The organism is Aquitalea sp. FG25, assembly GCF_057809375.1.
Map to the genome: position 1 here is coordinate 52,174 of NZ_JBMDJV010000005.1, position 22,372 is coordinate 74,545.

A 22,372-nucleotide genomic window follows, 5' to 3' on the forward strand; every position below is an offset into this window, starting at 1 on the left:
GTTACAACCATAGATTGATTTCCAGCATCGCCGTAACTGGCAGGTCTGACAGATACAAGCAATTAGCCACGCGGTCATCTGTTTGGAGAGGAAGGAGATAAAACAAGGCCGCAGCGCGGCCTTTTTATTTAGAACCGCTAACAAAACCTCGTAGAGAACCCGAGCCAAGGCGCGCCGCCGCAGACAGTACATGGCGTACGGCAAGGCGGCGCAACGCTGGAGCGGGGGTTTTGCTAGCGGGTCTTACTACGCCACGCTTTCAAAGCCGGACAACACATTCACCGCATTCACTCCAATATCCTCCACCGCATAGCCACCTTCCATCACAAACAGCGTGGGTAGGCCCAGCCCGGCAATGGTTTCGCCCATGCGCAGGTAGTCGGCATTTTTCAATTTGAAACGGGAGATCGGGTCGTGCTCGAAGGTATCCACCCCCAGCGACACCACCAGCGCGTCCGGCGCGTAGGCGGCAATCTTGCTGCAGGCATCGGCCAGGGCCGGGCCGTAGTGCGACCAGTCCGTGCCATGGGCCAGCGGGTAGTTGTGATTGAAGCCCAGGCCCGCGCCCTCGCCCGGCTCGTCGGCATGGCCGAGGAAGAAGGGGTATTCCACCGTCGGGTCGCCATGCAGCGATAGAAACTGCACATCGCTGCGCTGATAGAAAATGCTCTGGGTGCCGTTGCCGTGGTGGTAGTCCACATCCAGAATGGCCACCCGTTTGGCCCCCTTGTCCAGCATGGCCTGGGCGGCGATGGCGGCGTTGTTGAGATAGCAGTAGCCGCCCATGTAGTCGGCGGCGGCATGGTGGCCGGGCGGGCGGCACAGGGCAAAGGTGCTGCGTCCGGTCGCTTGCATAACGTCCAGGCCGGTCAGCGCGACATTGGCCGAGGAACGGATGGCCTGCCAGGTACCGGCGGTGATCGGCACCCCGGCATCAAAAGAGTAATAGCCCATCAGGCCGTCAATATCCTGCGGGATGCGGTCGGTACGCAGGCCGCGTACCGGCCACACCAGCGGCAGCGCGTCGTGGTTGCGGCCTTCGGCCTGCCACAGCGTCCAGGCTTGCTCCAGAAAGCGCACATAACCGGCGTCATGCACGCGCAACAGCGGCTCCAGCCCGTGTTCGGTGGGGGCGATGATGTCGCCCAGCCCGGTTTGACGCACCCGCTGCAATACCATGTCGGCACGGCTGGGCATTTCGAAGCAGGGCTTGAGGGTGCCGTCGATCAGCTCGGCATTGCCGTGGTGCAGGTGGTGGTCGTCACTGTAAATCGTCAGCATGCAGGTCTCCTTGCCGCTGGTAGTGAGCCAGCGGCATTGTGTTGTGTTTGCAAGGGAAAGCCGACCGTAGAACCTGGTTCTTAGTCGGCGAAGCTTATTTCTTCAGCTTGGTCCACACCCGGTCGCGCAGGGCATTGGCCTTGGCCGAACAGTTTTTGTTGGGCACAAACAGCGCGCGCATGGCGGCGGTGGGGTTGATGGCCGGGTCGGCCTTGAGGTCGGCGACAAAATAGGCAGAGCTACCCTTGATGGCGTTGTTGTAGCCGGTGAAGTTGGAGGCCTCGGCGATATTCTTTGGCTCCATCATCCAGTTGATGAACTTGAGCGCGTTATCGCGGTTCTTGGCGCCCTTGGGGATGACCAGGTTGTCGTTCCAGAAGGGTATGCCTTCTTTCGGATACACAAACACGGCGGACTTCAGCTTTTGGCGAGTACGGTAGGCGGCACCATTCCATTGCTGGTGCATGATGACTTCCTGCGCCTGCATGCGCTCGATGGTGCCGTCGGAGTTATACATGGCCAGCATGGGCTTTTGCGCTTCCAGCAGGTCCTGGATGCGCTTGGCCTGCTTCGGGTCTTCGGTGCACTGGTCCACTTTCAGGTAGATGGCGGCGGCCTTGTACAGCTCGGCCACGTCATTGAGCGCCACCACCTTACCCTTGAGCGCGGCCGGCGGGGTGAAGAAGCTCTTCCAGCTATTGTCCAGCTTGCCACCCGGCACCCGGCTGGCGTCATAGGTGAAGCCGGTTACCCCCCACATGTATGGCGCGGAGTATTCGCGCTGCGGGTCGAAATCCGGCTTGTTGAGCGGTGCCTGCACCAGCTTGAAATTGGGCATTTTGCTGACGTCGATTTTTTCCAGCAGGCCTTCGTCGCGCATGATCTTCACCATGTAGTCGGACGGCACCACCACGTCATAGCCCTTGGCCCCGGCCTTCAGTTTGGCCAGCAGGGATTCGTTGGAATCAAACACATCCAGGTTTACCTTGATGCCGGTTTCTTTCTCGAAGCGCTTGAGCAAGTCCTGCGGGATGTAGTCGGACCAGTTGTACAGGTTCAATTCGCCAGCGGCCATGGCCGATGCCGATACCAGCAGGCCCGCAGCCAGGGCCAGCGAATGCAGTTTGCAGACTTTCATGGCATTTCTCCTTCGTATGTTGTGCAACAAGCGAAACATGAGGGGCAGCACCGCCGCCGACCCGGTTCAGGACTTGCGCTGGCCCATCCAGTAGGACAGCTCGACAAAAACAATGGACACCAACAGCATCAGCGCCGATACCGCATTCACTTCCGGGGAGATGCCCATGCGGATCAGGCCAAAGATATAAACCGGCAGCGTGGTGGCACCGGCACCGGCCACAAAAAAGGTGATGACAAAATCGTCCAGCGACACGATGAAGGCCAGCATGGCTCCGGACAGCACGCCGGGCAGGATCAAGGGCAGCGTCACCCGCCGGAAGGTGGCAAACGGCCCGGCGTACAAGTCCGCCGCCGCTTCGGCCAGCCGTGGGTCCAGCCCCTCCAGCCGGGCGCGGATGGGCAGGTAGGCAAAGGGAATGCAGAACACGGTGTGGGCAATCAGCACCGTCATCAGCCCCAGGTCCAGCCCCAGCGCCAGAAAGAACAGCAAGGACGCCACGGCGGTGACGATTTCCGGCACCAACAGCGGCAGGCCCAGCATGGCATTGATGAAGGCCTGGCCACGAAAGCGCTTGCCCGCCATGGCCAGCGCCGCCATGGTGGCAAAGCTGGTGGCCAGTACGGTGGCCCCGCAGGCGATGATCAGCGAGTTCTTGGTGGCCCGCAGGATGTTGTCGTTGTCCATCACCTTCAGATACCAGTCGAAGGAAAAACCGGTCCACAGCGTGGCAATGCGGTTGGCATTGAAGGACAACACCACCAACACCACGATGGGCAGGTAAAGGTAGACAAAGGCCAGCATGGCGGCGGGGGTGACGCCGCGAAAGCGCCACAAGGTATTGGAGGCTTGCATGTCACTCTCCCGGCGGGCGCTGGAAGCGCTTGGTGTAAACCCACATCACCAGCAACACGAGCGCCAGCAACATGAAGGACAAGGCGGCCCCAAACGGCCAGTTACGTGCGGTACCAAACTGGTTCTGGATCAGGTTGCCGATCATCAGGCTTTTGCCGCCGCCCAATAGCTCGGGGATGTAATAGGAGCCGATGGCCGGAATGAACACCAGCAGACAGCCCGCCACCATGCCGGGCATGGCCAGTGGCAGAATCACCCGCCGCAGCACCTGCCAGCGGTTGGCGCCCAGATCGAAGGCTGCTTCCACCAGCCGCCAGTCCATTTTTTCCAGACTGGTGTAAATGGGCAGCACCATGAAGGGCAGGAAGGAATAGACAAAGCCGATGGCCACCGCCGTGGGGGTGTACAGCACATCCAGCGCACCCTGGCTTAGCCCCAGCGCCGACAGGCTGCTGTCGATCAGCCCGCCATTGCGCAGCAACAGCATCCAGGCGTAGGTCCGCACCAGGAGGTTGGTCCAGAACGGGATGGAAATCAGCAGGATCAACCGCTGGCGGGTTTTTTCCTCTTTCAGCGCGATATACAGCGCGGTGGGAAAGCCGATCAGCAGCGTCACCACCGTGGCAAAGCCGGCCAGCAAGAACGAGCGGCCAAAGATTTGCAGGTAATCGCTGTTCAGCGTCAGGCTATCGTCCAGATCGCGCTCGTACAGAAACTGAACATAGGCGTCCAGGCTCCATTCTTTCCAGCGCACGCCGCCGTAGGTGTCCGGGGCCAGTACCGACATCCACGCCATCAGCAGCATGGGCAGCACCATGAACAGCAGCAGGGTGAGGGTGGTGGGGGCCAGCAGCAGCTTGCGGCGTAAGCGCCGCTGCGGATCAAGCGACATGGTCGGCCTCCTGCAGACGATGGAAGGCGCCGGGCAAGGCGGTTACCGCCACGGCGTCCCCCTCCTGCGCCAGCCGCGCCGCGCCGCCGCTATTACTGCTGCGCACACGGCAGGGCTGACCATCGGCCAGCTTGACGGTATAAACGGTGTCCACGCCGCGATACACCACCTCGGACACCACGCCATTGAGCCCGCTGCCGTGCGGGGCCAGTTGCAGGCGCTCGGGGCGCACGGCCAAGGCGGCATCGCCGTCATGGCTTTGGTCCAGCACCGCGCCGGGCAAGCTGCCAGCATCGCCAAAATGCAGCAGGCCATCAGCCACCCGGCCTTGCAGGAAGGAGGTTTCGCCAATGAAATCCGCCACAAAGCGGTTGGCTGGCCGATCGTAGATATCAGCCGGGCTGCCAACCTGTTGCAGCTTGCCCGCCGACATCACCGCAATGCGGTCGGACATGGTGAGCGCTTCTTCCTGATCGTGGGTGACAAACACAAAGGTGATGCCGGTTTCACGCTGCAAGCGCTTGAGTTCCACCTGCATTTCCTTGCGCAGCTTCAAATCCAGTGCCGACAAGGATTCATCCAGCAGCAATACCTTGGGTGACGGTGCCAGCGCGCGGGCCAGTGCCACCCGTTGTTGCTGACCGCCAGAGAGCTGATGCGGACGGCGGCGGGCAAAGCCGTCCAGCTTCACCAGCGCCAGTTTTTCCGCCACGATGGGCTTGATGTCCACCGCTTTGAAGCCGCGCATTTCCAGCCCGAAAGCCACGTTTTCTTCCACGGTGAGGTGGGGAAACAAGGCATAGCTCTGAAACACGGTATTCACCGGGCGCTGGAAGGGCAGCTTGCCGGACAGCGATTCGCCATACAGGCGGATGTCACCGCCGCTGACATCCTCGAAACCGGCAATCATGCGCAGCAGCGTGGTCTTGCCACAGCCGGACGGCCCCAGCAGGGTGAAGAATTCGTTTTCGCGGATGCGTAAGGCAATGCGGTCCAGCGCCAGCACCGCCTGTTCATCATGGCCAAAACGCTTGCAGACATGGTCGATCTCAATTGCCACACGATTGCCGGTCATGGCAGTCCTCCTGTGGAAACCAGTGAAATGAGCGTGCCAGCCCGGTCTGCCGTCAGCAGAGCAGTGGCACGACGTGCAAGGGAATGGAATCCGCCGCAGCGCGGCGTGTGGATATGGCCGTCCGGCGTCAGCAGCGGGCGAAGGCCGCCGGGCAGGCAGCCGCACGCACAGGCAAGCGCTGCAGGATGGTCTGCGTGCCCGGCCCTGCCGTTTGATGGATCAGGGATGTGGCCAACTGCCAGCGGTGCTGGCACGAAGCCGGGTCAACCGCCATTGGCTTGGCGGCAACAATGATCTTGCTCATGTGGTTTCTCCTCCGTTTTGTATGATCGGACATGGCACCGCCACGGGCGTTGACAGCATGGGGCTGCCGCTCGGGCTGGCATTGCGAGCAAGAGATCCGACCTGCCTGAACCATACCGTGGCTGCGGTATGGCACTACCCTGGCCAGGGTGCGCAACAGATCTGGTCAACTGCTCGGAGTGGTCCGTCTTTTTTTATTTATTCTGCCAACAAGCCCGGCAGCGGAAAGATACATAGCGGTCAACTAAGAGATAATTACGGCCAAAAATGCAATCGCAGAAAGCCGCCGTAGGCAGTGTCCCAACCCAGCCGGGCACTGCATTTGTCTACTGGTAGAAGGGCAAGCGCCTGCGGTGAAACCGCACCAGACGGGGAAGTGTCAGCGGGCCTCAGCGACGCAAATCGGAGGGTCGCTTGCCCGTCCAGCGGGAAAAGGCATGGCGGAAGCTGGCCGATTCGGCAAAGCCCAGCCGCTCGGCAATCATGCCGATGGACAGGCTGGTTTCCTGTAACAGATGCAGGGACTGCTGGTGCCGGGCCTGATCCAGCAAGGCCTGGAAGGAGGTTCCCAGTGCGGCCAGCTTGCGTCTGAGCGTACGTTCCGACATGTGCAGGGTGGCGGTCAGTTCATCCAGCCGGGCAAAACGCACCGGATCGGACTGGATCAGGCGCAACACGCGCGCCACCAGCGCCGAACCATGGCTGCTGGCCCATTGCTGCTGCTGGCGCTGGCATTGCTCCAGCGCCATGTGAAAGCTGACCGCATCGGCCAGCGGCTGGGGCCGGTCCAGCCATTTGGCCGGAAACAGCAGTGCGTTTTCCGCCATGTCAAAGCTGCCCGCCTGACCAAAAATGGCCGGATAAAGCCCGGCATGCGCGGGCGGGGCAAAACACATGTGCACCGCCCTGGGTGACCAGCGCACGCCCATGCAGTCACGGGCAATGGTCCACATCGAGGACAGGCACATTTCGGCATTAAAGCTGAGCAAATCCTCGCGATAGCGGTAGCCCTCGGCCAGCAGGCAGGCATCCTTGCCCCGCTCTTCCAGCCGCAGGGTGAAATAGCTGGCCAGCAGCAAGGGAAAACGGATGGCCGTTTCCAGCGCCACCCGCAAGGTGGGGCTCACCAGCATGGTGTAACCCAGAATGCCGTAGTTGGAGGTATGCATGGCATGGCCCAGTCGCAGGCCAAGGGCATCGTCCTGCGACAGGCAGCGGGCATTGTCGAAGACGGTGAGTTCCTGATGGTGGTTGATCAGCCGGGCGGGTTCCAGCAGGCGCTCAGGTGGAATGCCGCTGCCAGCGAGCAGGTCCGCTGCGGCAATGCCTTGCTCGGCCAGCACATTTACCGTGGCCACGATGGCATGCAGCGACACGGGGCGGCTGGATGGGCCGTCGTGGCCGGGTAATGGCGCTGGGGCGGGGCTGACAGACCGGTTCATGGTTCATCCTTGCATTAGCCATTGCCGGACAGACAAGCGCTGCCTAGCGTATTTCATCTGCGGTTAGCCGTCTGATCTTGCCGCCTTGGCGGCTGCACGGCAAGCCACCTGGCCCGCTGTCCTGTGCCCTTGTTGCTGCATCAAATTTTGTAAAACCACTTGTCTATCTGATACAACAGCCGGAAAAATACTCGTGCGTACGCAGCCCGAAACCGCAATGTGATGGCCGCAGGCGCAGACACTATCTTGCCACTGCCGTTTGTCGGCAGGTCGATTGCCCGCACAGGGCCGATGCGGCAATGACCTTTCACTCGCAAGATTCCGTTCTGGATGGATAAAGCCGATACCATGATCACACTGAAGAAAACCGTTGCCTCTTCCTGCTTTCTAATGCTGGGCCTGCTGTGCGGCCAGGCCCATGCTGCCGTTTCCCTGCTGTCGGTATCCGACAGCGTAAGCGCTACGGTGGGCAGCATTTCCACCTCCTTGCAAAACTCCTCCAAGGCCATCGGCAATATCGCCGAGGGTGATTACAAAGTGGTTGCCGTGGCCCAGGCCGACCAACCGGGCAAAACCCAACTCACCCTGGTGCCGGTAGCCGCCACCAACAATACCGAGCCGTTCAATCTGTTTGTGGCCCAGGCAGATGTTAAGCACAGCGGCGTGGAAGTAGGCCAGATCGTGCATGCGCAAAAACAGGCGTATGGCCTGGCCTTTGCCCGTGCCGACAAGCAGCAGCCGTTTGCCCTGCTGCTGGATCAGGCGTGGAAATCCGAAGTACAACCCAAGGTGGTGTCCTGATTTTCCCCCGCATGCAAGCTGGCTGGGGCCTGAAGCCCGTATTGATGGCCGGGCTGCTGGCCTTGTCGGCCACACTGGCCAACGTTGCGGCTGCGTCTTCCTTGATGTTCTGCGAACAGTCGTCGCAGCAAAGCGTGGCACGCAAGAGCGACCTGCTGCTGTTCAGCCAGCAGGTACGCCAGCTACTGGATGGATCCGGCCATCAGGCGGCTATCATCTCCCGCTCCGGGCTGGACCTGGAGCGCTTTCATATCCGCCTGTCCCATGCCGGCATCAGCCTGCGCAACAATCCCAACTCGCCATGGTCGGTACGCCAGCTCTACTACGCCTGCGACGAACAGCGCCCGCATTTGTACGACCAGGGCCTGCCGGGTTTTCTGATCGACCAGCCGCAAGGCAGCAATGTCTACCTGTCCATCCTGCTGTTGCCAGAAAAGCAGGAAGAACAACTGGTACAGGCCGCGCTGGACAACAAGCTGGCGCTGCAACTGCTGGGGGCGGATTACAGCGCCAACGCCTATCCCTTTTCCACCCGTTACCAAAACTGCAACCAGTGGCTGGTGGAACTGCTGGCCCATGCCTGGGGGCAATTGCCACGTGAAGGCGATGGCCGCAAGCAGGCACAGGACTGGCTGCAACAACAGGGCTACCGCCCGGATATTGTCGATGTGAAGCACCGCTACATGGTGTGGGCGGCCAATGTGGTGCCGCTGGTGCACAATGGCGACCATCCGGACAGCGAACTGGCAGCAAACCGCTATCAGGTGAGCCTGCCCTCGGCAATGGAAGGTTTTGTGCGCCAGCAGGCTGAAGGGGCTGAACGCATTCAGGTTTGCCTGCGTGGCAAAACCCTGGTCACCCATCACGGCTGGGATGACATGGCGGATGATTGCCAGGCTGCGACTGGAGACAGCGTGCAGCAGCTGGACTGAAACCGGGCTGTCTGTGCTTAACTTTTCTTTACCTCATCTTTACATCTCATCCCCTCATGTCACGGCGGCCACATGCCGATAATGAAGCATCCGATCATCATTTGTATGCAGCGAGACCGTGATGGATATCAGCAAAACAAACGTGGCGAGCAATAACAGCACCAGCACGCTAGCCAGCACCGGCAAGGCAGCCGCCAAAGGCAGCAAAGACAGCACCACACTGGACAAGGACGGCAAGACGGCCAGCCACGCGTCGCCCTCCACCATTGTGAAACTGCAAAGCCAGGGCAAGGCCGGGGATGCCGGAACAGACAGTAATTCCACCAGCGCGGACGACAGCTCTCCCTCTGCGGTGAAGTCCTTTACCTATGGCGTGCTGAACCTGCCCGACCCGTCTGCCGACCCCGCCCCGGCACCGACCCAGTCTGACAACAGTTACTTCACCGCAGGACGCTGGGCGGCAGCCGCAGTGACTGTGGGCACGCTGATTTCGCTGGTGGTATGACAACACGCCAGTCCCCATGCAAAAGGCCGCTTCACAGCGGCCTTTTTATTTCGCCAGCCCAGCTCAGCGCCGGGCAATCAGCACAATCCCCACCCCCACCAGCAGCATGCCGGCCAGCTCGCGCGCCAAAGGCCACTCCCCCAGCTGCAGCGCCGCCATGGCCACCGCCAGCAGCGGTATCACCAAGGCATTAAAGCTGAGCGTGCTGGCAGGCAAACGCTTGAGCAACCACAGCCAGGCCAGCCAGCCAGCCGCGCTGGACAGGATTCCCGCATACAACATGCCCAGCACAAAAGCGCCGGACCAGTGGATATGGGCAAAATCCGCCCACGGCCACAAGGCAAGAATCGGCAACAGGCCGATCAGCGCCTGCCAGGCCGAAAAATTCAGGCTGTCGAGCTGGCCACAGCGCGTTGCCCGCTTGCTCAGCACCGAACCCAGCGCCCAGAAAAAACCAGCCAGCACCGCCAGCAGCATCGGCAATACCCCGCCATGCAGCTGCCAGGGCGCCACAATCAGCATCAGCCCGACAAAACCGGCAAGCAGCGCCTGCCGGGTACGATGGCCAAACGGCTCGGCCAGCAGCCAGCGCGACAGTAAGGCCACCCAAAACGGCATGGTGAACACCAGTACCGAGGTCCGCCCCGCCGCTCCGGCCACCAGCGCCAGGGTAATGGACAGGCTGTACAGACAGGTGGTGCTCAAGCCCACTTGTGTAGCCTGCAGCAGGCGCTGGGGCCGGATGGCACGGCCACGTGCCAGCAACACGCCAAACAGCGTCAGGCTGCCCAAGGTGGTACGCAAAATCAGATGGGTAATCGGCGTGGTGGCCTGCAAGGTCTGCTTCATCACCACGTAGTTGTAGGCCCACAAAGTAACTAGCCCGGCAAACAACACCAGCGGCAGCCAGCGTGACTGCGTGGCCTTGTGGGACAGGAAAGGATTGAGGGTGGTGCTGGTCGCTGACATGCATGCATCTCCGATGGATGCAGCCAGTGTAGGCAGGCACAACACTTGCCCTGCTGCGTTTTGCTGCGCCAGAATGCACGCAAACTGATGTTTTTGAACTGGCAATGCAGGATTACTGATATGGCGAATGAGATACAGCTGGATAGCTACGACCGCAAGCTGCTGGCCCTGCTGCAGGAAGATGCGCGCCGCACCCACGATGAACTGGCCGAAGCCGTCAGCCTGTCGCCCACCGCCGTCACGCGACGGCTCAAGCGGCTGCGCAGCGAAGGCATCATCCGCCGTGAAGTGGCGCTGGTAGACCCCGCCGTGCTGGGACGGCCACTACGGCTGGTGGTGAACGTGATTCTGGAGCGCGAGCGCATTGCGCTGGTGGATGCCTTCAAGCAGGCCATCCGCGCCGCGCCAGAAGTGGTGGAGTGCTACCACGTCACCGGGCGGCCGGACTTTGTGCTGGTGGTGTTGGTGCGCGACATGGGAGATTACGAGCGCTTCTGCCGCGAGCACATCATGAGCAATGACAATGTGCGCGAGTTTGAATCACTGGTGGTGATGGAAACCACCAAATACAGCACGGCCGTGCCGCCAGACGCGGCGGGCTAAGGCAGATAAGCCCGGCCCGCCGGATAGTCAGCCTTCGTGCAGCAAGGCGTGCTGGATTTCCGACAGCGCCTGCGGCACGCGCATGAAATTGAGCGGCATGCCCAGCCGCCGCGCCATGTGCGAGGTGGAAAACATGCCACACAGCTGGTAATGACCGGTGTTCAGATCCAGCTCGGCCACCAGCGCATGTTGCCGCCCCTGCTGCTTCAGCGTGGCCACCATGTGGCCGACGGTGGCGTGCTGCACATCGGCCAGCGACAGCATTTCCAGCTCGTTGCGCGGCGTCATCACATCGCGCACCAGCACTTCGCCATGGCGCTTGCCATGCTCCAGCATGCACTGCACCGGGCGCTCGCCCAGAATGTCGGATGCGGTGATCAAGCCCACCAGACGGCTGTCTTCGTCCTGAACAAACAACAGGCGGATGCCACGGCTAATCATCAGATTATGCGCATGCCGCAGGATTTCATCCTCGCCAATGCTCACCGGATCGATGATGCGCAGATCGGTCATCACCTCCAGTGCCGGGCTTTTCAGATTGATGGGACGCAGTGGACGCTGATCCAGATGCACCAGGTCGGTATGTTTGGGCATGGCCATGGATGGCAGCGCTTGAAATGAAGTTTCCATGTGACTCTCCAGCTGGATTGATGTTGTTGTCTGGCTAGGCTGCAAGGCCTGGTCACCGTGGCGCGGCAGGCTGGCTGACACGTCGCGGACAGGCTGAACCGGCGCTGTCTCCCCCACGCCGGTCCAGATTTCATTCTAGGCAGGATTTTCCAGATACAAGGTCATCCTGAAGGCCCAAGCTGCAAATTTGTGTTGCGGCGCTACACGCCGGGCCCGCCAGGCACAACATGCTGTTCACCATGCGACAAGCAGACGCTGGAAAACAAAAACCGCCCCGAAGGGCGGTTTGCTCAGCCGACACAAGCAAAAGCCAGGCTTACATCTGCATGATGGCTTCCAGCTCGTCCACGGTTTTCGGGATGGGTTCGCCCAGCACACGGCTGCCGCTGTCGGTCACCAGCACATTGTCCTCGATGCGGATGCCGCCAAAAGCGGTCATGTCGGCAAAGCGCGCGTAGTTGATGTACTGGCTGTGACGGCCTTCGGCCTGCCAGGCGGCAATCAGTGCCGGAATGAAGTAAATGCCCGGTTCCACCGTCAGCACCATGCCCGCCTTCAGCGCCTTGCCCAGCCGCAGATAGCCCAGGCCAAACAGCGGGCTGCGCTGCACGGTGTCGTCATAACCCACCAGCTCCTCGCCCAGGCCTTCCATATCGTGCACATCCATGCCGATCTGATGCCCCAAGCCATGCGGGAAGGCGATGGCATAGGCACCGGATTCGACAATCTCCTCCACCGGTCCGTGGAAGAAGCCCAGCTCGCTCATGCCCTGCACCATCACCTGCGCTGCCAGCTTGTGCACGTCCAGATAGCGTATACCGGGCTTGATGGCGGCAATGGCCTGCAGCTGCATGTCCAGCACGATGTTGTACAACTCGCGCTGTTGCTGGTTGAAACGTCCGCCCACCGGGAAGGTACGGGTGATATCGCTGGCATAGCCGCCACCCGAGGTACAGCCGGTGTCGTTCAATACCAGATCGCCCTTTTGCAGCACATTGTCGTGGGCATGGTTGTGCAGCACCTCGCCGCGACGCGAGAAAATGGACGGGTAAGCCAGCTGCCAGTCGTGACGGCGCATGATGCCTTCCATGATGCCCACCACCTGATGCTCCACCACACCGGGGCGCGAAGCCTGCATCGCCGCCACGTGCATGGCTCCGGTCACGGCCAGCGCAGCTTCCATCTCGGCCACTTCTTCAGCGCTCTTGATTTCACGCAGCGCCACCACGGCGCGGGTCAGCGCAGCCGAAAACCCGGCAGCCACTTCAGCTGGATGCACATTCAGCAGGCGGCCCAGCTCCAGTTTGGTCTCGCCACGATACGGCGCCAGGTAATGGACAGCGCGCCCGGCAGCACGAGCGGCGGCCAGCGCTTGCTCCAGCGCGGCATAAGGCTGGCTGTGGCTGATGCCGGCAGATGCGGCGCGCTCGGCCAGCGTAGGCAGCGGGCCGGTCCACACAATGTCCGCCACCTCCGGCTCATTGCCGAACAGGGTGGTGGTGCCTGCAGCGGTGTCCATCAGCGCCGCCATGCCCGGCTGATTCTGGCCAAAGAAGTAGCGGAAGCTGGAATCCTGCACAAAGGGAAAGATGTTGTCGTGGTAGTTCATCGGTGAATCCACATTGCCGACAAACAACAACAGGCTGTCCGGCATGGACTGCTGCAGCGCGCTACGGCGCTGCTGATAGGTGGCAGCAGAAAACGTCACGATCACTCCTATTTTCCCACCAATCACGCATCTGGATCAGATGATTGGCATTTTATGGCTAAAAATTGCTCAAAAATGAAAATTTATGCACTCATGCGCACTGTACAAGGTAATGCGGCATAGATCAACCAACCCGATATTAAGAATAATCTAACTAAAAATATGAAAAATTGCATTTCATCATGGCGATATCTCATATAAAAAATAGAATAATTTCCTACCTCACCCTTCACGCCGATCCATATGCATTACAATTTACCCCGAGATAGCCAATGAACTTACTACGCAAAATAAATAAATTTATTCTATTCATTTTACTTTCACTATTTTATGCACAAGCCCATGCTAGCTGCAATGAAATCGATTATGTCTTTACCATTCCCGACCTCAATTTTAATCTGAACAACATCCCGCTACAGGGAAAAATTGGCAATGAAATCATTTCTCCCGAGCAGTCAATAACATGCACCGAAAGATGGGACATTGCAAACCGATATATTTATGACCCGGGTAATAAATCAAGCCAAATTCTGGGCAGAGCTATTTATCCGACCAGTGTACCTGGCATTGGCTATGCAGTTGGATTAGAGCCTACCAACTTCTGCACAGCAACTACTTACTGGGTAAAATTTCAGACATGTATGGTAGCCGGTAGTCAACTAACATTAAAATTCAAAATCCATTTACAACTTTTCCGAATTGGAACTATAAGCAATGCTAATAATATAACAATCTTCAGAAATAACTTCCTCCTTGTAGAGCTTTATAGTAATGACACTTGGGGAGGATATGCCAATATATATCAGTCATCCACACCATTTAATATGAAAGTCAACACTTGCAGCGTGCAATCTAGCAGCATAATTAATGTTAATCTCCCAACGATCTCAGCGAACGTATTTCCCAATGTAAATAGCGTTTATGGTAGAGTACCATTCAGTTTGACAGTTAATTGCGCAAACACGACCAACCTGAATATTACCTTTACCGACAATAATAATATCGGCCAAACCACGAGCATCTTGCGACCCTCATCAACATCCACAGCCAAAGGTATCGGGGTTCGATTACAGTACAACGGCAATAACATCAGTTTTGGCCCCGACTCCGCCGAACCGGGTACCACCAACCAGATTGTGCTGAATAACAATCTGACCGGAATACAAACCTTTCCATTTGCTGCGTCTTATGTGCGCACCGGTACTGTCACCCCTGGTACCTTTTCTGCCAAAGCCACCTTTACGCTGTCCTATCAATAAAAAAAGGCCGCTTGCACATGCAGGCGGCCATTGTTTTGGCTGGTGTATTTTTCAGTTTTTTCCCTGCATCACCGGCTTGATGGCCGGCGTGCTTTTGGGGCGTGCCTTCAGCAACCAGCTGACGCTGCCACCGGCCAACACTGCCCATAGCGGTGAACCCAGCCCGGCGATGGTGACACCAGAGGCCGCCACCACAAAGGTAAGCAAGGCGGCTTCGCGGTGGCCTTCGTCCATCAGCGCGGCTGTCAGCGAAGACGCCAGCGTGCCGAACAACGCCAGCCCGGCAGCCGTCACCACCAGCGCCTTGGGCAGCAGCAGCACCAGGCCTGCCAGTGCGCCACCGGCAATGCCCAGCACAATATAAAGCGCACCGCACACCAGCCCGGCCATGTAGCGGCGTTGCGGGTCCGGATGCGCTTCCGGCCCGGTGCAAATAGCCGCGATGATGGCGGCCAGCGTCACACCATGCCCGCCCAGCGGGGCGGTGATAACCGAAGCCAGCCCCAACACCGTCACCGGCGAGCGCGCCGGGATGTGGTAACCGGAAGCCGACAGCACCGCCATGCCCGGCAGAAACTGGCTGGTAAGCGCCAGCAAGGCCAGCGGCAGCGCCAGATTGACGAAGGCCGTCCACGACCACTGCGGCATGGTGAACAAGGGGCCGCTACTACCCTGCCAGTTGCCCGCCGTACCATACAGGCCCTGCCAGCCAGCGATGGCCAGGCCCAGGCCAATGGCGGCCAGCAGCGCAAAGCGCGGAAACAGCTTGCGACCGATAAAAAACAGCACTGTCATCGGCACCACCAGCAGCGCCTGCTGGCTGGCAGCACCGGCCACGTCGGCAACAAAGTGAAACAGGATGCCGCCCAGCATGGCGGCAGCCAGCGAGGCCGGGAAAACTTTCATCAGTTTGTCGAAGGCACCGCTCACCCCCACCAGGGTGACAATGACGGCAGCCGCGAGGAAAGCCCCCACCGCCTCGCCATATGGCACGCCGGGCAGCGCCGCCAGCAGCAAGGCCGCGCCGGGTGTGCTCCAGGCGGTAATTACCGGCACGCGCCAGCGCAGCGTCAGCCAGATACCGGCCACGCCGGAGGCAATGGACACCGCCCACACCCAGGAACCCAGCTGTGCGGCGCTCAGCCCGGCGGACTGGGCGGCGTGGACAATAATAAGAAAGGGGCCGGAATACCCCACCAACAGTGCAAGCACTGCGGCAAGACCGGCCGAAGGCGAGAAATGGGACCAGCTGAACGGCACACGATCAGCATGCGTAGGGCTGGCAGGAGACTCTCGCGGGGAAAGCGTGGACATGGATGAACTCCGTGATGCATCAATGCACACAGGGTAAACAATGTCGGCCCGTCTGCCTTCCCACACGCCGGACAAACAGCGTAGACTGGGCTGAATCTGTTATATAGAACAGCGATGACCGATACTCCGCTCTACCTGCATATCGCCCGCCAGCTACAAGCCCGACTGGACAGTGGCGAATGGCCGCCGGGCAGCCGCCTGCCGGCAGTCCGCCAGCTGGCAGCCGAACACGGCGTCAACACCCTGACTGCGCTGGCGGCCTACCGCCATCTGGAAGAACAGCAGCGTGTAGTGGCACGTCCACGCAGCGGCTTCTTTGCCGCCTTGCCGCGCCATGCGGATAACCACGCCACCCCACCCGGCCCCACCGCCGCCGCGCTGGTGGATGTGGACAGCCGCATGAGTAATCTGATCCGCCTGTCGGCCTCCTCCATCCGCCAGCAGCTGCACATGGCCGAGGCGCACCACAGCCTGTATCCGGCGCAGGAATTATCCCGGCGCATGCAAATGCGGCTGGCCCGCCAGCCGGAGCTGATTGGCGCTTACCTGCCCACCGCCGACCAGCAACAGCTGTACCAGCAAATACGCCGACTGGCGGCCAGCTGGCAGCTGGACATTCCGGCCGACCACATTCTGTTCACCCAGGGCATTACCGAAGCCATCAGCCTGTCGCTGCGCCACCTCACCCGTCCGGGCGACGTGGTGGCGGTGGAAACCCCGGTGTACTTCGGCTTGCTGCAAACGCTGCAGACGCTAGGGCTAAAGGCGCTGGAGATTCCCTGCACGCCGGATGCCGGACTATCGCTGGAAGCGCTGGAATTCGCCCTGCGCCACGGCGCGCCGGTGAAATGCCTGGTGACGGTAACCAACTTCCAGAACCCCACCGGCGCGCTAATGCCGGACGACAACAAAAAACGCCTGCTGCAACTGGCACGCCGCCACGGCCTTACCATCATCGAGGACGATGTTTTCGGCGAGCTGTATTTCGGCAGCCAGCACCCCAGCCCACTCAAGGCCTGGGACCGCGACGGCGATGTGATTTACTGTTCGTCCTTCACCAAGAGCTTTGCCCCGGCCTTCCGCCTGGGCTGGCTGTCCGGCGGACGTCACCATGCGGCACTGGAGCGGCTGCGCGAAAGCAGCAGCCTGGTCAGCCCGGCCATCCTGCTGGCGGTGTTGTCCGAGATGCTGGCCAGCGGCGACTACGCCCGTATCAGCCAGCGCATCCGCCAGCAACTGAAACAGCAAATGGAACAACTGAGCGACGCGGTGCTGGCCGCCTTTCCGCGCGGCACCCGCGTACGGCGGCCACAAGGCGGCATGTTGCTGTGGGTGGAAGGTCCGGAAGGGCTGGACAGCCAGGCCCTGCTGGAAGCCGCGCTCTCCCGCTCCATCAGCTTTGCCCCCGGTCTGGTTTTTTCTGCCGAACCGCGTTTTGGCCACTGCCTGCGTATCAACTGCGGCCAGCCCTGGTCCACCCAGCTGGCCGAGGACATTCACCTGCTGGGCTGGCTGGCAGCAGAACAACTGGCTGGGCGGCTGTAATGGAGCAGGTGGATTGCGTGGTGATAGGCGCGGGCGTGGTGGGCTTGGCGATTGCCCGCCAGCTGGCCATGGCCGGGCGCGAGGTGCTGATTTGCGAGGCGGAAGGCCAGATTGGCCAGCATTGCAGCAGCCGTAACAGCGAAGTCATCCATGCCGGGCTGTACTACCCCACGGGCAGCCTGAAGGCGCGGCTGTGCGTGCAGGGCCGTGCCTTGCTGTACCGCTATTGTGCCGAGCGGCACATTCCGCACCAACGTATCGGCAAGCTGCTGCTGGCCAACACCGCCGACGATCTGCCCCGCTTGCAGGACATTGCCCAACGCGCTGCCGCCAATGGCGTGGATGATCTGCAATGGCTGGATGCCGCCGGGGTCCGTGCACTGGAACCGGCACTGAACGCCCATGCCGCCTTGTACTCCCCATCCACCGGCATCATCGACAGCCATGCCTTGCTGCAAGCCCTGCTGGCCGATGCCCAAGCCCACGGCGCGCAACTGGCCTGCCATTCCCCGCTCAGCCGAGGCCGGGTAGTGGCGAATGGCATGGAACTGGACATTGCCGGCATCACCATCCAGGCCAGACTGGTGATCAATGCTGCCGGGCTGTGGGCACCCGCTGTCGCAGCCAGCATGGTTGGTGTTCCACGTGAAACCATCCCGACACCCCACTATGCGCGTGGCGTGTATTTCAGCCTGAGCGGGCGTTCACCGTTCTCGCGGCTGATCTACCCGCTGCCGGAACCGGGCGGGCTGGGCTGCCACCTGACGCTGGATCTGGCCGGGCAAGCGCGCTTCGGCCCGGATGTGGAATGGATAAACAGCGTGGACTACCAGCTGAACCCGGCCCGCGCCGACGCCTTCTATCACAGCATCCGCCGCTGGTGGCCGCAGTTGCCGGATGGCGCGCTGCAACCGGGCTATGCCGGGGTGCGCCCCAAGCTGGCAGGGCCGGGCCAGCCGGATGCCGACTTTGTCATCCAGGGGCCGGCACAACATGGCGTTGCCGGGCTGATCAACCTGTACGGCATCGAATCCCCCGGCCTCACCAGCTGCCTGGCGCTGGCGGCGATGGTGGGTGCCATGGCCAATCAAACCACATGAGGCAGACATGACAGACAGTGCCACCCTGCATTCCATCAATCTGGCGGCAGCCAGCCCCATGTTGATCGACGGTCGCCGCATCATGAGCGGCATCAACAAGTTGCCGGTCAGCACCCTGCAACGGCCCGAGAGCATTGCAGTGGGCAAGCTGGGACTGGCGGGCGACGAACAGGCCGACCCCACGGTGCATGGCGGGCTGGCCAAGGCCATTTACGCTTATCCGCTGGAACACTACCCGTTCTGGCAGCACGCCTGCCAACAGCATGGTTCGCGCCATGCCGGCAGCACATTGCATCACGGCATGCTGGGAGAAAACCTCACCATCAGCGGTCTGCTGGAACAGGATGCCTATGTGGGTGACGTGCTGGAATTTGCCGATTGCCGACTGCTAATTACCGAGCCGCGTCAGCCCTGCTTCAAGTTTCAGGCGCACATGGACATGCGCCTGGCGGTGAAGCTGATGGCACAAAGCGGACATTGCGGCTTTTATCTGGCGGTGCTGCAAACCGGCACGCTACGCGCCGGGGAGCACTTTTGCATCCTGCCCGGCGCGCGCCAACTGAGCATGGCCGAAGCCTTCCGCCGCCGCTTGCACCGGCTGGATTGAAACCGCCGCGTAAGCCGACAGCATTTGGCGAACGGCGCGGCTCATGTAGAATCAGGCAGCCTCCAACACCGCAGCATACTGAACAACGACCCGCCACCATGATCATTCTCAATCAGCGCCAGCAGGAATTGCTGGGCATCGTCCATCGCGAAAGCTATGTCACCGTGGAAAAGCTGGCCGCCCATTTTGGCGTCACCCACCAGACCATACGCCGCGACATTGCGCTGATGGCGGAACACCAGCTGCTGCAGCGCTATCACGGCGGGGCCAGCGTGTTGTCCAGCGTGGAAAACGTGGCTTACAACGCGCGTCAGGTGTTGTGCATCGAGGAAAAGCGCCGTCTGGCAGCGCTGCTGGCCAAGCAGATTCCCGACAATGCCTCCTTGTTCATCAATATCGGCACCACCACCGAAGAAGTGGCCAAGGCGCTGCACCGCCATCGCGGCTTGCGGGTGATCACCAACAACCTGCACGTGGCCGACATGATGTGCGATTACCCGGATTGCGAAGTCATCGTGCTGGGTGGCGTGCTGCGCAAGCGCGACCGTGGCATCACTGGCGAAGCCACGGTGCAGCTGATCCGCCAGTTCAAGGTGGATTACGGCATCATCGGCATTTCCAGCATCGAAAACGACGGTGTGCTACGCGATTACGACTATCGTGAAGTACGCACCTCGGAAGCCATCATCCAGCAATCGCGTCAGGTGCTGCTGGCAGCAGACCACTCCAAGTTCGGCCGCCCGGCACTGGTGGAACTGGGCCATCTGTCGCAGGTGCATGCACTGTTTACCGACAAACCGGTACCAGCGGAAATGCAGACGGTGATTGCCGAAGCCGGCACCCAGCTGTTTGTGGCAGACTAAGACCCGCTAACAACACCCCCGCTGCTGCGTTGCGCCGCCTTGGCCCGGATTCTCGGCAAGGTTTTGTCAGTAGCGCTGAGCGAACCTCTGCCACGCCAGCCTGCCATAAGCAGTTCCCGCCCGAATGTTGAGGAGTCACAGATGTCCACATTCACCCGCCGCACCCTGTCCATCGGCCTGTCCGCCCTGCTGCTCTCTGCCACCGCCCAGGCCGAACTGGCCAAGGGCGCTGCCGCGCCAGACTTCAGCACCGAAGCCTCGCTGGGCGGCAAGCGCTTTCAGTACTCGCTAAACGAAGCCCTGCAACACGGCCCGGTGGTGCTGTACTTCTACCCGGCGGCCTTTACCAGCGGCTGCACGGTGGAAGCCCACCTGTTTGCCGAAGCCACCGACAAGTTCAAGGCACTGGGGGCCACGGTAATTGGCGTATCCGGTGATGACATCGAAAAGCTGCAACGCTTTTCCGTGTCCGAATGCCGCAGCAAATTTCCAGTGGCGGCTGATGGCTCGCGCAAGATCATGAAAGCCTACGACGCGGTGATGATTCCTGGCACCAGCTACGCCAGCCGCATCTCCTACGTCATCACGCCAGACCACAAAGTCTGGTACAGCTACAACGCCATGGCGCCCGACCAGCACGTTAGCAACACGTTGAAGGCGCTGGAAGCGTGGAAGGCGGCGGGTCACTAAGACCCGCTCACAAAACCCCCGATTCTGCGTTGCGCCGACTTGCCGTACTCACTGTACTGTCTTCGTCGGCGCGCCTTGACTCGGGTGCTCTACGAGGTTTTGTTAGCGGCTCTAAACCGGTCTCAGCCCGCCCGCGCGGCCAACCCCGCCCCGCCGATAATGGCCAGGCAAGCCAGCAACAGGCTCCAGCTGGGCGTAGCCAAGCCTGCGCCCAGCAGCAGCAGCGTGGAGATCAGTGGCGCGGCGTAGGACAGCACGCCCAGCAGCGGCAGATTGCCCTGCTTCATGCCGATATCCCAGGTAAAGAAGGCAATCCCCACCGGGCCCAGCCCCAGGGCCAGCACGCCCAGCCAGGCCGTCCACGGTGCACTCCACACCGTGGTTTCGCCATACAGGTGACACAGGCCGCCTAGCAAGGCAGTCACCGCACAGAACCAGCCCACCGCATCGGTCGGCACCTGTGCCACCAGGCGGCTGGCCACCGAATACAGCGACCAGATCAGCGCGCACAACAGCGCCATCAGGTAGCCGGGCAGATATTGCCGGGCAAAACCGCCCTGCCCGCCCCCCAGCAACAGCCAGCAGCCACCCAGCGCCAGCAGGCCGCCCAACAGATGCCAGCGTGACAGGCGATGGCCGGGCAGCAAGGCGGAAAACAGCAGAATCAGCAGCGGCCACAGATAGGCCAGCAAGCTCACCTGCACCGCCGGGGCCAGCCGCATGGCCAGAAAATAGCAAAAGTGATAACCGAACAGACCGCCCACTCCCAGCGCCCAGGCCAAGGGCGGCTGGCGCAGAAAGCGGATAGGCGACTGACCGGCGCGCAGCCATTTGGCCAGCATCAGGCCAAAGGCCAGCGCAAAGGTCATGGCCAGCAACTGGAACGGTGGAAACACGCCAGCGGTCAGCCGGGTCAGCAGCGCAAGGCTGCCCCATAGCAGAATGGACAGGCTGCCAATCAAGGTAGCCTGGTAACGGGTAAGCATGGAAAGCACTTTCAGACAGTCAAAGCCGCAGTGTAGGCAAACTGGGACGCGGCAACTTTGCCGGGCTGGCGGGCTTATTTGGCCGGATGGCGAAAATGGCTGGGGGCAATGCCGAAATGGCGGCGAAAGCGGTCGCTAAAAGCGGACAGGCTGGCATAGCCGCAGTGCTCGGCCACCTGCTGCACCGGCAAACTACCCTGCTCCAGCAGCAGCCAGCCATGCTGCATGCGCTGCTCCAGCTGGTACTGGCCGGGGCTCATGCCCAGTTGGCGGCGAAACAGCTCGGACAGCTGGCGCACGCTCAGGTGGGCGGCGCTTGCCAGTTGCGCCAGGCTGATGTCTTCGGCAAAGCGCGCATCCAGCACCGCGCGGGCGGCGGCCACCCGCCGGTCCAGCCGGGCTACTGCGCCGGTCCGCTCGGCCAGCAGTTGGGTGAGCAGCAACAGCATCTGCCGCCGACTGTTTTCTCCCGCCACCGGGCGGGACAACTCGGCGCGCAGGAATTCCACATAAGCCAGCAAGCTGGCATCCAGCGACAAAAAAGCAGGCAAGGCCGCCAGCTGCGGGGCCAGCGCGGAGGGGACATTGGCCACCACGAAGGCATTGTCGCCCGGCGCGGCAAAGCCATGGCGGTTGCCTGCGGCAATCACCGCCAGCTGCCCGGCCTGCACCACGCCGCCACGGCCTTCGACTTCCAGCTCCAGACAGCCATGCGCGGGCAACACCAGCTGATGGTAATCATGCTGATGTTGCAGGCTTTCCTGCTGGTAACTGCGTAGCTCCAGCAGCAGGTCGTCTTGGTGAGGCATGGCGCTATGGTAGCGGCACGGGCTGCAGCTGCGGGTGTGCGCGCACAAAAAAATGCCCCACCGGC

23 protein-coding genes are annotated in these 22,372 nt (G+C 61.0%); 10 read left to right on the top strand and 13 right to left on the bottom strand.

All coding sequences use genetic code 11. From position 1 onward, the window contains the following. Positions 1–246 precede the first annotated feature (246 nt). From ACODR9_RS06260 to ACODR9_RS06290, 7 genes are all read right to left on the bottom strand, one after another. Positions 247–1,281, bottom strand: a complete 1,035-nt coding sequence (locus ACODR9_RS06260) for a histone deacetylase family protein (RefSeq protein WP_488808236.1) — start codon at positions 1,279–1,281, stop codon at positions 247–249. 94 nt (positions 1,282–1,375) lie between these two features. Beyond that, a complete protein-coding gene (locus tag ACODR9_RS06265) occupies positions 1,376–2,419 on the bottom strand; it encodes an extracellular solute-binding protein (protein ID WP_488808237.1) in 1,044 nt (347 codons plus the stop codon). Positions 2,420–2,485: 66 nt separating this feature from the next. Further along, a complete protein-coding gene (locus ACODR9_RS06270) occupies positions 2,486–3,274 on the bottom strand; it encodes an ABC transporter permease (RefSeq protein WP_488808238.1) in 789 nt (262 codons plus the stop codon). A gap of 1 nt (position 3,275) precedes the next feature. Then, positions 3,276–4,166, bottom strand: a complete 891-nt coding sequence (locus ACODR9_RS06275; protein ID WP_488808239.1) for an ABC transporter permease — start codon at positions 4,164–4,166, stop codon at positions 3,276–3,278. Further along, positions 4,156–5,241 carry an ABC transporter ATP-binding protein gene (locus ACODR9_RS06280; RefSeq protein ID WP_488808240.1) on the bottom strand — a complete coding sequence of 362 codons (1,086 nt, stop codon included), beginning with the start codon at positions 5,239–5,241 and terminating at the stop codon, positions 4,156–4,158. Before ACODR9_RS06280 ends, ACODR9_RS06275 begins: the two co-directional genes overlap by 11 nt. Before the next feature lie 127 nt (positions 5,242–5,368). Then, a complete protein-coding gene (locus tag ACODR9_RS06285) occupies positions 5,369–5,545 on the bottom strand; it encodes a hypothetical protein (RefSeq protein ID WP_488808241.1) in 177 nt (58 codons plus the stop codon). Positions 5,546–5,933: 388 nt separating this feature from the next. Then, positions 5,934–6,986, bottom strand: a complete 1,053-nt coding sequence (locus ACODR9_RS06290) for an AraC family transcriptional regulator (RefSeq protein WP_488808243.1) — start codon at positions 6,984–6,986, stop codon at positions 5,934–5,936. Positions 6,987–7,334: 348 nt separating this feature from the next. Between ACODR9_RS06290 and ACODR9_RS06295 the strand changes: the two genes are divergently transcribed. The 3 genes from ACODR9_RS06295 to ACODR9_RS06305 all read left to right on the top strand — a co-directional run bounded on the left by ACODR9_RS06295 (position 7,335) and on the right by ACODR9_RS06305 (position 9,224). Continuing rightward, a complete protein-coding gene (locus ACODR9_RS06295) occupies positions 7,335–7,787 on the top strand; it encodes a hypothetical protein (RefSeq protein WP_488808244.1) in 453 nt (150 codons plus the stop codon). After that, positions 7,751–8,719, top strand: coding sequence for a DUF2145 domain-containing protein (locus ACODR9_RS06300; RefSeq protein ID WP_488808246.1), 969 nt, complete (start codon positions 7,751–7,753; stop codon positions 8,717–8,719). Before ACODR9_RS06295 ends, ACODR9_RS06300 begins: the two co-directional genes overlap by 37 nt. Before the next feature lie 121 nt (positions 8,720–8,840). Further along, positions 8,841–9,224: a hypothetical protein gene (locus ACODR9_RS06305; RefSeq protein ID WP_488808248.1), complete on the top strand. Its 384-nt coding sequence runs from the start codon at positions 8,841–8,843 to the stop codon at positions 9,222–9,224. Positions 9,225–9,287: 63 nt separating this feature from the next. Here ACODR9_RS06305 and ACODR9_RS06310 read toward each other — a convergent pair whose 3' ends face one another. Beyond that, a complete protein-coding gene (locus tag ACODR9_RS06310) occupies positions 9,288–10,193 on the bottom strand; it encodes a DMT family transporter (protein WP_488808249.1) in 906 nt (301 codons plus the stop codon). Positions 10,194–10,313: 120 nt separating this feature from the next. Here ACODR9_RS06310 and ACODR9_RS06315 point away from each other — a divergent pair, with 120 nt between their 5' ends. Continuing rightward, a complete protein-coding gene (locus ACODR9_RS06315; protein ID WP_488808251.1) occupies positions 10,314–10,796 on the top strand; it encodes an Lrp/AsnC family transcriptional regulator in 483 nt (160 codons plus the stop codon). 27 nt (positions 10,797–10,823) lie between these two features. Here the strand turns inward: ACODR9_RS06315 and ACODR9_RS06320 are convergent, their stop codons facing one another. Both ACODR9_RS06320 and ACODR9_RS06325 read right to left on the bottom strand, forming a co-directional pair. Beyond that, positions 10,824–11,426, bottom strand: a complete 603-nt coding sequence (locus ACODR9_RS06320; protein WP_181835553.1) for a CBS domain-containing protein — start codon at positions 11,424–11,426, stop codon at positions 10,824–10,826. Positions 11,427–11,742: 316 nt separating this feature from the next. Then, positions 11,743–13,134: an aminopeptidase P family protein gene (locus ACODR9_RS06325; protein WP_488808252.1), complete on the bottom strand. Its 1,392-nt coding sequence runs from the start codon at positions 13,132–13,134 to the stop codon at positions 11,743–11,745. A gap of 272 nt (positions 13,135–13,406) precedes the next feature. On the opposite strand from ACODR9_RS06325, the gene ACODR9_RS06330 reads away from it, so the two are divergent. Then, positions 13,407–14,393, top strand: a complete 987-nt coding sequence (locus ACODR9_RS06330) for a fimbrial protein (protein WP_488808253.1) — start codon at positions 13,407–13,409, stop codon at positions 14,391–14,393. A gap of 51 nt (positions 14,394–14,444) precedes the next feature. On the opposite strand, the gene ACODR9_RS06335 is transcribed toward ACODR9_RS06330, so the two are convergent. Beyond that, complete coding sequence (locus tag ACODR9_RS06335) at positions 14,445–15,707, bottom strand: benzoate/H(+) symporter BenE family transporter (RefSeq protein WP_488808254.1); 1,263 nt, start codon at positions 15,705–15,707, stop codon at positions 14,445–14,447. Positions 15,708–15,821: 114 nt separating this feature from the next. Between ACODR9_RS06335 and ACODR9_RS06340 the strand changes: the two genes are divergently transcribed. From ACODR9_RS06340 to ACODR9_RS06360, 5 genes are all read left to right on the top strand, one after another. Further along, positions 15,822–17,252, top strand: a complete 1,431-nt coding sequence (locus ACODR9_RS06340) for an aminotransferase-like domain-containing protein (protein WP_488808255.1) — start codon at positions 15,822–15,824, stop codon at positions 17,250–17,252. Continuing rightward, positions 17,252–18,352: an NAD(P)/FAD-dependent oxidoreductase gene (locus ACODR9_RS06345; protein ID WP_488808257.1), complete on the top strand. Its 1,101-nt coding sequence runs from the start codon at positions 17,252–17,254 to the stop codon at positions 18,350–18,352. The genes ACODR9_RS06340 and ACODR9_RS06345 overlap by 1 nt, the downstream gene beginning before the upstream one ends. Positions 18,353–18,359: 7 nt before the next feature. After that, entirely contained in the window at positions 18,360–18,959 is a 600-nt protein-coding gene (locus ACODR9_RS06350; protein WP_488808258.1) for an MOSC domain-containing protein, read from the top strand. A gap of 98 nt (positions 18,960–19,057) precedes the next feature. Then, a complete protein-coding gene (locus ACODR9_RS06355) occupies positions 19,058–19,822 on the top strand; it encodes a DeoR/GlpR family DNA-binding transcription regulator (RefSeq protein ID WP_488808259.1) in 765 nt (254 codons plus the stop codon). Between the two features lie 141 nt (positions 19,823–19,963). After that, a complete protein-coding gene (locus ACODR9_RS06360; protein WP_488808261.1) occupies positions 19,964–20,512 on the top strand; it encodes a peroxiredoxin in 549 nt (182 codons plus the stop codon). 122 nt (positions 20,513–20,634) lie between these two features. On the opposite strand, the gene yddG is transcribed toward ACODR9_RS06360, so the two are convergent. Both yddG and ACODR9_RS06370 read right to left on the bottom strand, forming a co-directional pair. Further along, positions 20,635–21,498 carry an aromatic amino acid exporter YddG gene (yddG, locus tag ACODR9_RS06365; protein WP_488808262.1) on the bottom strand — a complete coding sequence of 288 codons (864 nt, stop codon included), beginning with the start codon at positions 21,496–21,498 and terminating at the stop codon, positions 20,635–20,637. 74 nt (positions 21,499–21,572) lie between these two features. Continuing rightward, on the bottom strand, positions 21,573–22,307 hold the full coding sequence (locus ACODR9_RS06370) for a helix-turn-helix domain-containing protein (protein ID WP_488808264.1): 735 nt from the start codon (positions 22,305–22,307) through the stop codon (positions 21,573–21,575). Positions 22,308–22,372 lie beyond the last annotated feature (65 nt).

Bases quoted from the DNA above. Each gene is read 5' to 3' on its own strand.
- ACODR9_RS06330 (WP_488808253.1), top strand. From the start codon at position 13,407: ATGAACTTACTACGCAAAATAAATAAATTTATTCTATTCATTTTACTT.
- ACODR9_RS06370 (WP_488808264.1), bottom strand. From the start codon at position 22,307: ATGCCTCACCAAGACGACCTGCTGCTGGAGCTACGCAGTTACCAGCAG.
- ACODR9_RS06310 (WP_488808249.1), bottom strand. From the start codon at position 10,193: ATGTCAGCGACCAGCACCACCCTCAATCCTTTCCTGTCCCACAAGGCC.
- ACODR9_RS06335 (WP_488808254.1), bottom strand. From the start codon at position 15,707: ATGTCCACGCTTTCCCCGCGAGAGTCTCCTGCCAGCCCTACGCATGCT.
- ACODR9_RS06275 (WP_488808239.1), bottom strand. From the start codon at position 4,166: ATGTCGCTTGATCCGCAGCGGCGCTTACGCCGCAAGCTGCTGCTGGCC.
- ACODR9_RS06295 (WP_488808244.1), top strand. From the start codon at position 7,335: ATGATCACACTGAAGAAAACCGTTGCCTCTTCCTGCTTTCTAATGCTG.
- ACODR9_RS06260 (WP_488808236.1), bottom strand. From the start codon at position 1,281: ATGCTGACGATTTACAGTGACGACCACCACCTGCACCACGGCAATGCC.
- ACODR9_RS06360 (WP_488808261.1), top strand. From the start codon at position 19,964: ATGTCCACATTCACCCGCCGCACCCTGTCCATCGGCCTGTCCGCCCTG.
- ACODR9_RS06355 (WP_488808259.1), top strand. From the start codon at position 19,058: ATGATCATTCTCAATCAGCGCCAGCAGGAATTGCTGGGCATCGTCCAT.
- ACODR9_RS06345 (WP_488808257.1), top strand. From the start codon at position 17,252: ATGGAGCAGGTGGATTGCGTGGTGATAGGCGCGGGCGTGGTGGGCTTG.
- ACODR9_RS06340 (WP_488808255.1), top strand. From the start codon at position 15,822: ATGACCGATACTCCGCTCTACCTGCATATCGCCCGCCAGCTACAAGCC.
- ACODR9_RS06265 (WP_488808237.1), bottom strand. From the start codon at position 2,419: ATGAAAGTCTGCAAACTGCATTCGCTGGCCCTGGCTGCGGGCCTGCTG.
- ACODR9_RS06305 (WP_488808248.1), top strand. From the start codon at position 8,841: ATGGATATCAGCAAAACAAACGTGGCGAGCAATAACAGCACCAGCACG.
- ACODR9_RS06270 (WP_488808238.1), bottom strand. From the start codon at position 3,274: ATGCAAGCCTCCAATACCTTGTGGCGCTTTCGCGGCGTCACCCCCGCC.
- ACODR9_RS06350 (WP_488808258.1), top strand. From the start codon at position 18,360: ATGACAGACAGTGCCACCCTGCATTCCATCAATCTGGCGGCAGCCAGC.
- yddG (WP_488808262.1), bottom strand. From the start codon at position 21,498: ATGCTTACCCGTTACCAGGCTACCTTGATTGGCAGCCTGTCCATTCTG.
- ACODR9_RS06315 (WP_488808251.1), top strand. From the start codon at position 10,314: ATGGCGAATGAGATACAGCTGGATAGCTACGACCGCAAGCTGCTGGCC.
- ACODR9_RS06280 (WP_488808240.1), bottom strand. From the start codon at position 5,241: ATGACCGGCAATCGTGTGGCAATTGAGATCGACCATGTCTGCAAGCGT.
- ACODR9_RS06285 (WP_488808241.1), bottom strand. From the start codon at position 5,545: ATGAGCAAGATCATTGTTGCCGCCAAGCCAATGGCGGTTGACCCGGCT.
- ACODR9_RS06290 (WP_488808243.1), bottom strand. From the start codon at position 6,986: ATGAACCGGTCTGTCAGCCCCGCCCCAGCGCCATTACCCGGCCACGAC.
- ACODR9_RS06320 (WP_181835553.1), bottom strand. From the start codon at position 11,426: ATGGAAACTTCATTTCAAGCGCTGCCATCCATGGCCATGCCCAAACAT.